Genomic DNA, 9581 nt, shown 5'->3' with positions numbered 1-9581 from the left:
ACACCCTTCGGCAACCCCGTCGACCCCGACGTATACACCACATACGCCACATTCCCCGGAAGCACCGAAACCCCCGGCACCCCACCCGGCAACCCCGCCAACTCCGCCCGCACGAACGGATCATCCAACGCAACCATCCGCACCCCACCCGCCGGCAGATCGTCCAACACCTCCGACGACCCGATCAGCACCACCGCCCCACTGTCACGCAACACGAAAGCGATCCGATCCACCGGATACTCCGGATCCACCGGCACATACGCCGCCCCCGCCCGCCACACACCCAAAATCCCCACCACCATGTCCACCCCACGCGGCAGACACAGCCCCACCACCGACTCCGCACCGATCCCCTGACCCACCAGGAACCACGCCAACCGACTCGCCCGCTCATCCAACTCCGCGAACGACACCTCCACCCCGTCACACACCACCGCCACCGCATCCGGCGACTCCGCCACCCGCGCCGCGAACAACTCCGGCACCAACGACGACACACCAGCCACACCCGTGTCGTTCCACTCCACCAACACCCGGTGCCGCTCCACCCCACCCAGGACCCTGACGGTGTTGAACGCCTGCTCCGGTCCACCGTCGAGCTCGGTCTCGAGCGCGCCGATCAGACCGTCCAGCGCGGTCCGCAGCAGGGTGCACACCTCCAGCGGGTCGACCGGGGCGACCGCGTCCACGGTCAGGCCGATCCCGCTGCCGTCGTCCTCGACGAAAGCCGTGAGCGGGTAGTTGTTGCGGGCCCGGGAGAAGATCGTGCCGACGCCCTCGATGCCGAGGCCGTCCCGGTTCACGTCCTGTCCGGCCGTGTTGTGCCGGTAGTTGAAGATCGAGGTGAACAGCGGCGCGTTGCCGGGGATGCCGCTGACCCGCTGGGCCAGCGCCAGCGCGGCGTGCTCGTGCTCCAGCAGTTCGGCGAGCTGCCCGCGCATCCCGGCGACGGCCGCGCGGACGCCCGTGCCGTCCACCGGGACGCGGACCGGCAGCATGTTCATGAACGGCCCGGGCACCCGGTCAGCGCCGGCGCCCGCGTTCATCCGGCCGAACAGCACCGTCCCGAAGACGACGTCCGAGCGTCCCGACACGGAGGCCAGCACCCGCGCCCACGCCAGGTGCAGCAGGGTCGCGGGGCTGGCGCCCAGCCTGCGCGCGGCCGTGCGCACCCGCCCGACCAGGTCGGGCTCCAGGGCGACCCGGGCCTGGACGGAGTCGGAGCCGTCCCGGTGGACGTCCACCAGGCCGAAGGGCGCGGTCGGCTCGTCGACGTCGCCGAGCAGGTCGGCGAAGTACTTCTCGTCCGCGGCGTGGCCCGCGCCCGTGCGGACGCCTGCCACGAAGTCCCGGAACGGCAGCGGTGCCGGCAGTTCGGCGGTACGGCCCTCCAGGACGGCCCGGACCTCCGCGAGCAGCACTCCGATCGCCGTGTGGTCCTCGATCAGGTGGTGGATGCGGACGTAGGCGAGCCAGCGGTCGGCGTGCGGGTCGGCGGCGACGTGCAGGTCCATCAGGGGTGCCCGGCCCAGGTCCATCGCGAGCCCGCCGGCGGCCAGGAGCGCGGCGACCGGGTCCGGCTCACCGGCCGCGAGCGCCACCTCGGTCACCGGCAGCGACGCCGTTCGCCACACCACCTGGACCGGCTCCTCCAGGCCCTCCCACACCACGCCGGTGCGGAAGACGTCGTGCCGGTCGACCACGGTCTGCAGCGCCTTCGCGAAGGCGTCCAGCCCGGCCCTGGTGTCGAACTCCAGCACCGTCTGGGTGACGTAGGCATCCTCGGCCCCGCCGGCCAGGCGGTGGTGGAACAGGATGCCCTCCTGGACCGGGGCCAGCGGGTAGACGTCCGCCACGTTGGCCGCACCGCCGTGCACGCCGGCGACCACCCGCTCGATCTCGGCCGGGGAGAGCTCCACCAGCGGCAGCATCTCCGGGGTGATCGCGGTCGCGCCGTCCGGAATCAGGTTGGCGGGCGCCGGCACCGGCTGCCGGCCGGCGGACGCGGCCAGTCCGGCCACCGTCGGGGTGAGGAACAGCGCACGCACCGGCAGCGTCACCCCGAGCGCCTCCCGCACCCGGCTGAGCAGCCGGATCGCCGAGAGCGACTGCCCGCCGAGGGCGAAGAAGTCGTCGTCGACCCCGACGGAGGGCAGGTCGAGCGCCTCCGCGAAGAGGGCGCAGAGGAGTTCCTCCCGCGCGTCGGACGGGCCCCGGCCCGTCCGGGGCGCCGGCTCGCCCACCGGCCGGGCCGGGGGCTCGGTGGTCTCACCGAGGACCTCGAGCCGCCCGTCCGCCGTCCAGCGGGCCTGCTCCCCGGTGCGGTACATCCGCGCGCCGCTCCCGTACGGGCAGGCCACGAACCGCTGCGCGGTCGGGCCGGCCTGCTCGAGGTGGCCGGCCGTCAGGTGGGAACCGGCCAGGTACAGCTCGCCGACCGCACCGACCGGCGACGGGCGCAGCGCGGTGTCCAGCACGTAGGCCCGGGCATCGGCGGAGGGTTCGCCGGGCGTCGGGCCGGGGTGGGCCCGGGCCGTCTCGACGGGGGCGGCGTTCCACTCGGACAGGACGTGCCGGCGTTCGTCCTCTCCGAGGAGTTCGACGGCGGCGACGGGGTCGGTGGGTTCGGCGTTCGCGAGCCAGTCGAGGATGCGGGCGTACCGGGCGGAGACGGCGGCTCCGGCCTCCGGGTCCTGCGGGTCCCGGTTGGTGACGACCGCGGTGCGGATGCCGGCGCCGGAGGCCCGGGGGTAGACGTCGATGCGCAGGCCGTCGGTGGGGCCGCTGGCGAGGGCGGTGCGTTCGACGGTGCAGTCGCCGAACCGCAGGGCCCGGTCGGCGGAGATGACGTTGACGACGAGGTCGCACAGCGGGGCGCCGCCGACCAGCTTCAGGTCGCCGACGATGTCGGTGTACTGGTAGCGCTGGTGGCGCAGGCCGTCGGCGACCGCGGCGGCGGTGCGCCCCACCAGGTCGGCGACCGTGGTGCCCGGGGTGAGGCTGAGCCGGACCGGCATGATGCTGGAGGTCATGCCGGGGACGCGGCGTTCCCGCAGGCCGGTGCGGCCGGCGACGGCCACGCCGACGAGGGTGTCACGGGAGCCGGTGACCCGGTGCCGGTGAACGGCGGCGGCGGCGATCATCAGGGTGGCGAAGCTGGTCCTCAGCCGCCGGGCGGCGGCCTTCAGCGCGGCGGCCGCGGCGGGATCCAGGTCGGCGGTGTGCAGCACCGGGGCCTGGGAGCCGGCCGGGCGCCGGGGCCGGTCGGGCGCGGTCGTCAGCGGGTGTCCGGCCAGGGTGGTGCGCCAGTACTCGCCGTCCCGGGCGTGGTCGGCCGAGGCCCGGTAGTCGCGGTCGGCGTCCAGCAGGAGGGCCAGGGGCGGCAGGGCGCCGTCCTCGGGGGCGCGGCCTTCGAGGAGGGCGGTGTAGACGTGGGCGAGCCGGTCGGCGAAGGCCATGAGGCCGGATCCGTCGATGACGGCGTGGTGGGTGCGCTGGTACCACAGGTGGTGGTCCGGCCCGAGGGTGATCAGGGCGTGGAGGTGGGACGGCCCGGCGGTCAGGTCGACGGGGCGGTCCAGGTCCGCGCGCATCCACGCGTCGGCGGCGGCCCGCGCGTCCGGCTCGGCGCTGAGGTCGAGGACGTGGATCGGGTGGTCGGGCGAGCCGTCGACGTACTGCCGGGGCGTGCCGTCCTGGACCCGGAAGCGCAGGCGGTAGGCCTCGGCCTCGTCCAGGGTCCGCCGCAGGGCCGCCAGGAAGAGTCCGGGCTCCAGTCCGCCGCGGAGCTCCAGGCACTCGCCGACGTTGTAGGCCGGGCTGTCGGGCGCGAGCTGCTGTCCGTACCAGATGCCGAGCTGCCCGGTCATCAGCTCCCGGAGACCCGCTTCGGACGCAACCATTTACCGCACACCTCAATCGCTTGAGTCATCGACAGGAAAGTCAGGCAGAACAGGACCGGCAGGCAGAACTGAACCGGCAGGCGGAGCAGGACCGGCAGGCGGACCAGGAGGGGCAGGTGGAGCAGGAGGGGCCGAGGGGCGAGAACGCCCGCTCAGGCGGACGGACGGTCCGCGGCGAGGGCGGAGAGGTGTCCGGTGAGGCGGACGACGGTGTCGACGTCCCAGAGCAGGGTGGGCTCGACGGCCAGCCCCCAGGTGTCCTCGATCTCGCCGCACAGCGCGAAGGCGTAGACCGAGTCGAGTCCGTACTCGGCGAGCGGGGTGTCGGGGTCGATGTCGGGGGCCGGGCGGTCGAGGTAGTGGGAGAGCCGCTCGACCAGCCAGGGCCGGATGGTCTCGGGGGTCGGCTGGACGCGCTCGGGTCGGATCTCGGTCACGGTACTGCCTCTCAGCCCGGGATGTGCCGGGCGGTCAGGTCGAAGAGCTTCCGGTCTCGGTGGCGCTCGACGGCGGCCTCGAACAGGAACTGCTCGGTGCGCTCGCGCTCGGCCGGGGTGAGGACGGGGGCGCCGCCGAGGCGTTCGGTCAGCCGGTCGAGGACACCGATCAGGGCGGTCTCGGGGTGGCGTCCGCCGCCCCGGCGCCACACCGCGAGTGCGGCCGACGCGGCGAGCAGGACGGTGTAGCGGTCGGCCAGGGCGAAGGCCGCCGGCCCGGCGTCGATGGTGATGTCCGCGGGTCCGAGGGCGGCGCACTGCTCGCGCAGCGCCCGCAGTTCGGTGCGCAGGCGTTCGACGAACCGGCCGAGCGGGCCGTGCTGTTCGCCGGGGCCGGTGGGTTCGGCGAGCACGGCCATCACGCCGTCGCCGCTGGGCAGACCGGCGACCAGCCGCTCCAGGCGCAGCTCGGGCAGGTCGGCGCCGAGGTCGAACAGTTCCGGTGCGGCGGGCGATCCGGACAGCCAGGACCGGCGGGCCAGCCGGGGCAGCTGCGGCAGGATCATCACCAGGCACGCCGAGCGCGAGACGTGCGCGAAGGTGGCGGGTGCGATGTCCCTGGCCATCTTCTGGAAGATCGCGTACGGGCCCTCGCGCAGGTATCCGGACGCGCCGAGCACCGCCCGCAGATCCTGGAAGGCGTCCAGCACCATGCGCGAGGTCAGGTACTTGGCCGCGGGTGCGTAGACCGCCGTCGCGTCGGGCGTCAGGTGCAGGGCCCGCAGGCCGACGCCGGAGAAGGCGTCGACGGCCAGCAGGTCGGCGTACACGCGGGCGAGGACGGAGCGCACGTAGGGGATGTCGGCGACGGCGCCGCCGTAGAGCCGGCGGTCGAGGGCGCAGGAGAGCGCGGTGCGCAGCGCCGTGTCCAGCGGTCCGACGGTCATGGCGGGGATGACGACCCGGGTGACCTGGTAGGAGCGCAGGGCGGTCTCGATGCCGCGGCCCTCGCCGCCGAGCAGGGCGTCGGCGGGCAGTGGGCAGTCGGTGAACTCGGCGCCGCCGAGCTGTACTCCTCGCATGCCCGAGCTGGGGAAGCGCGGCAGGTCGCGGATCCGGTCGGCGGGCAGGTCGTCGCGGTGGACGAAGAACTGGCTGTGGCTCCGGCTTCCGGGTGCCGGGCTGGTGCGGGCGAAGAGCACCATGGCCTCGGCGCGCCGGAGGTTGGTGACGATCTCCTTGCGTCCGGTCAGCTGCCAGTGGCCGGCTTCGGGCCGGGCGGTGCAGTCGGCGTGGGCGAAGTCGTTGCCGTGGTCGAGTTCGTGGAAGGTCGCGGCGATCCTGCGGTTGCCCAGGAGCAGTCGGGCGGCGTCCCGCCGCTGGTCCTCGGTGCCCGCGGTCCAGATGTTGACCGCGGCGAGGAAGGAGCTGAAGCCGTAGCCGAGGCCCAGGGCCGGGTCCCGCCGCCACAGGGTGCGCATCGATTCGGCGAGCCGGTCGGCGCGGGTGAGCCGGCCGCCGTACCGGGCGGGGACGAACTCGGCGTTGAAGCCCCAGGTGTCGAGCAGGTCCTCGCCGGCGGCGAGCATCTCCTGGCGTTCGTCGGCGGCCAGGACGGCGGCGTGGCCGACGGGGTTGGCGGGGTCCGCCGGGTCGCCGAGGAGGGTGTCGAGGTCGTCAGCACTCATCGGTGGTTCCCCCTCCCGGGCAGGGCGCGGTGGTCGGTGCCCCGAAGGGGGTGACCGGGGCGCCGGTGGTCGCGGCCTCGACGAGGAGGCGGGTGAGCCGGGCGTCGATGAGGTCGTCGCCGGGGGCGGGTTCGGGCGGCGGGATGCGCAGTTGGGCGGCGAGCCTGGTGTTCAGGGCCCGCAGCGCGGCCCTGGCCCAGAGGGCGTCCTCCCAGAGCGGTTCGCCGTGGTGGCGGTCGCGGCCGGCGGCCCAGAGGTGGAGGCAGGCGGCGCCCGCGTAGCAGAGCTCGTAGCCGGCGGCCAGTTCGTAGGCGGCCATCGGGGGCCGTGCGGCGGGGCGCACGTCGGCCATCAGGGTGTGGAGCAGGCGGGTGGTGGCGTCGAGGGTGGCCGCGTGTTCGGCGAGTCCGGGCGGGCCGTCGGCGAGGGCGCCCGAGGCGAGCAGCCCGGGCAGTGCCTGGACGGCCGAACCGCCGTTCCGGGAGAGGAGGGTGAGGGCGCCGGGGTCGAGGGCCCGGAGGCGTTCGCCGACGTCGGCGGCTTCCGCGAGTCCGGCGGTGTCGACGGTCTGCGCCGCGTGGCCGCGGACGAGCCGGGGGAACTGCTGCACGAGGGCCGCGCGGTTGACCGGGGTGCTGCCGTCGAAGACGGCCACCACCTGGTGGTCGCGTTCGATCCTCTGGAACGCGCCGTGCTCGTGGACGTCGGTGAGGAAGGAACGGGCGCCGAGCAGTTCGGCGAGTTCCCCGAGCATCGAGTCCACGAGGGTGGGGGCGAGCGCCTTGACGGTGGCCGCGGTGACGCTCTGTTCGCCCGTGAGGCTGTGGATGGAGCGGGTCGCGAGCAGTGCGGCGGCCTCGGTCGCGCCGAGGAGCGCGGCGCCGCGGGCCAGGACGGAGGCCGGGTGGGCGCGGTCGGCGAGGGGTTTGCGCTGGATGACGCGGTGCGCGGCGAAGCGGGCGACGATCCGCAGCGCGTGTTCGCCGGCGCCCAGGGACAGCGCCGCGCACATGGTGCGGGTGAGCTGGAGGGCGAGCAGGACGGTCTCGACGCCGCTGCCCTCGGGGCCGAGCAGGGCGCTGCCCGGCACGGTGGCGCCGGTGAACTCGATGCCGGAGATGTCGATGCCGCGGATGCCGTGGGTGCGGACCTTCGGCAGCGCGCGCCAGGTGTCGGGGGCCAGGGCGGCCTTGTCGACCAGGAACAGGCTCTGGCCACGGCCCGCACCGGGTGCGCCGGTGCGGGCGAGCAGGGTGAGCCGGCCGCTGCGGGTCGCGTTGTTGACCGGCCACTTGACGCCGTCGAGGCGGTAGCCGTCGCCGTGCGCGGTGGCGGTGAGGGTGCCGTTGAGCAGGTCGGCGCCGTGGTCCGGTTCGGACAGGGCCCAGGCCATCGGGGTGCCGTCGAGGACGGCGGCGGCGGTCCGGGTGGTCTGCTCGGGGGTGCCGGCGATCCAGACCGGGGCGGCGGCCAGGTAGGTCTTGCCGTGGGCGACGGTGGCGCTGAGGTCGCGGCGGGCCAGGGTCCGCCAGAGCCTGAGCAGGTGTTCGTGGTCGTCGAGGCTGCCGCCGTGTTCGGCCGGTACGTAGTACTCGGCGAGGCCGAAGGTGTCGAGCAGCTGCTTGAGTTCGGCGGGGAACCCTTCGGCGGCGTCGAGTTCGGCGGTGCGCCGGGCGGCCTGGTCCGGGTCGCCGAGGACGGCCTCCAGGGCCGCTTCGAGGGCGGGCCCGGGTGCCGTCCCGGCGAGGGCGCGGGTCATTGCGCACCGGCCTGCGCCGGCCGCGGCAGCCCGGGGTCGAGCTCGAGGTGCAGGGCCTGGAGCTCTCCGGCCAGGAACCGCTCGCGCATGGCGGTGCGCTGGATCTTTCCGCTGGTGGTCCGCCGGACGCCGCCGCGCCGGACCAGGACGACGTTGCGGACGGGGACGCCGAAGGCGACGGTGAGGCGGCGGATGACCGCCGCGGCGACGGCGGCCCGCTCCTCGGCCGGCAGGCGGTTGTCGATCTCGTGGACGAGGACGATCCGCTCGTCGGGCGCCGGCACGGAGAAGGCCGCGCCGTTGAACCCGGCGAGTGCCGGGTGGGCGGCCCTGGCCTCCTGCTCCAGGTCCTGGGGGAAGAGGTTGCGGCCGTGGACGATCAGCAGTTCCTTGATCCGGCCGGTGACGTAGAGCTCGCCGTCGACCAGGGCGCCGAGGTCTCCGCTGCGGAACCAGGGCGTCTCGGTGGCGGCGGTGTCGTCGTCGTCCGCGCGGCGGGCGGCGAAGGTGCGGGCGCTGAGCTCCGGCTGGTTCCAGTAGCCGCGTCCGATGCCGGGGCCGCGCAGCCAGATCTCGCCGATCGCGCGTTCGGGCAGGGTCCGCCCGGTCCCCGGGTGGACGATGCGCAGTTCGACGCCGTGCGCGCGGGGGACGCTGTGGCCGACCACCTCCCGGCCTTCGCCGCCGGTGGTGACGTGCAGTTCGGGGGCTTCGGCGTCCTCCAGCCGGCGCGGGTCGACCACGAGTACGGTCGGGAGGGCGCCGGGCGGGGTGACGGTCACGTACACGGTGGCCTCGGCCATGCCGTAGGCGGGCGAGAGCGCGTCGGGCCGCAGGCCGACGGCCGCGAAGCGCTTGGTGAACGCGGTCATGGTCGGCACGTGGATCGGCTCGGATCCGTTGAAGGCGACGCGCAGCCGCGAGAGGTCGATGCCTTCGAGCTGTCCGTCGGGGATGTGCCGGGTGCACATGTCGAACGCGAAGTTGGGGGCGGCGGTGAACGCGCAGCCGTACTCGCCCAGCAGGCGCAGCCATTCCACGGGCCGGCGGACGAAGTCCCCCGGCGGCATCATCACGAGGTGCCCGCCGGACAGCAGGGCGGTGGTGAGCATGCCGAACAGGCCCATGTCGTGGTGGAGCGGGATCCAGATGCCGAAGGCGTCGCCGGGCGTGGCCCCGCAGTCGGCGGCGAGGGCCGCGATGTCGGCGAGGATGTCGCCGTGGGTGAGCAGGACGCCCTTGGGGGTGCCGGTGGAGCCCGAGCTGTACTGGAGCACGGCGAGGGTGTCGGGGCCGGGGCGGAACGCGCCCGGCGGGGGCTCGGCGGCTTCGCCGGGGGCGGCCTCGCCCGGTTCCTCCACGGGGACGTCGCCGAGTCCGTGGTCGCGCAGTCGCTCGGAGACGGCGGCGCGGTCCTCGCCGGAGGCGACGGCCAGGCTCGGGGTGCAGTCGCGGGCGATGGCCGCGACCCGCTCACCGGCGACGGCCGAGCCGCCGGGCACCGGTACGGGCACGGCGACCAGCCCCGCGATGAGGCAGGCGAGGTAGAGCTCGACCAGCTCGGGGCCGGAGGGCAGGGCGAGCAGGACCCGGTCGCCGGGTACGAGCCGTGCCGAGAGCGCCGCAGCGCGCCGCCGCGCCCGCCGGTGGAGTTCGGCGGCCGTGAGTACGGGGTGTTCCGTCGCGGCGGAGCCGCGGTAGATGGTCAGCGCGGGCCGGTCCGGACCTGCGGCGACGCGTTCGCCGAACGCGTCGCCCAGGTTCCGGTGCCCGGCGAGGTCGATCGTCATGGCGA

At 74.6% G+C, this 9581-nt stretch carries 5 protein-coding genes; all 5 read right to left on the bottom strand.

The features are described 5' to 3' along the window. On the bottom strand, nt 1–3902 hold a 3902-nt coding region (locus ACIBCA_RS19425; RefSeq protein ID WP_396284136.1), incomplete at its 3' end, for a condensation domain-containing protein. A 152-nt stretch (nt 3903–4054) separates the two neighbouring features. Then, nucleotides 4055–4339, bottom strand: coding sequence for an acyl carrier protein (locus tag ACIBCA_RS19420; protein ID WP_396284135.1), 285 nt, complete (start codon nt 4337–4339; stop codon nt 4055–4057). Nucleotides 4340–4350: 11 nt separating this feature from the next. Next, the gene (locus ACIBCA_RS19415) at nt 4351–6027 is read right to left on the bottom strand and encodes an acyl-CoA dehydrogenase family protein (RefSeq protein ID WP_396284134.1); all 1677 of its coding nucleotides are present in this window, start codon (nt 6025–6027) and stop codon (nt 4351–4353) included. Further along, nucleotides 6017–7786, bottom strand: coding sequence for an acyl-CoA dehydrogenase family protein (locus ACIBCA_RS19410; RefSeq protein ID WP_396284133.1), 1770 nt, complete (start codon nt 7784–7786; stop codon nt 6017–6019). The genes ACIBCA_RS19415 and ACIBCA_RS19410 overlap by 11 nt, the downstream gene beginning before the upstream one ends. Beyond that, nucleotides 7783–9576: a fatty acyl-AMP ligase gene (locus tag ACIBCA_RS19405; RefSeq protein WP_396284132.1), complete on the bottom strand. Its 1794-nt coding sequence runs from the start codon at nt 9574–9576 to the stop codon at nt 7783–7785. The genes ACIBCA_RS19410 and ACIBCA_RS19405 overlap by 4 nt, the downstream gene beginning before the upstream one ends. Between the last annotated feature and the right edge of the window lie 5 nt (nt 9577–9581).

This window comes from Kitasatospora sp. NPDC051170 (genome assembly GCF_044455705.1).
Lineage (GTDB): Bacteria > Actinomycetota > Actinomycetes > Streptomycetales > Streptomycetaceae > Kitasatospora.
The sequence above is the reverse complement of the archived record's forward strand: the minus strand, read 5'-3'. Positions and strand labels throughout refer to the sequence as shown.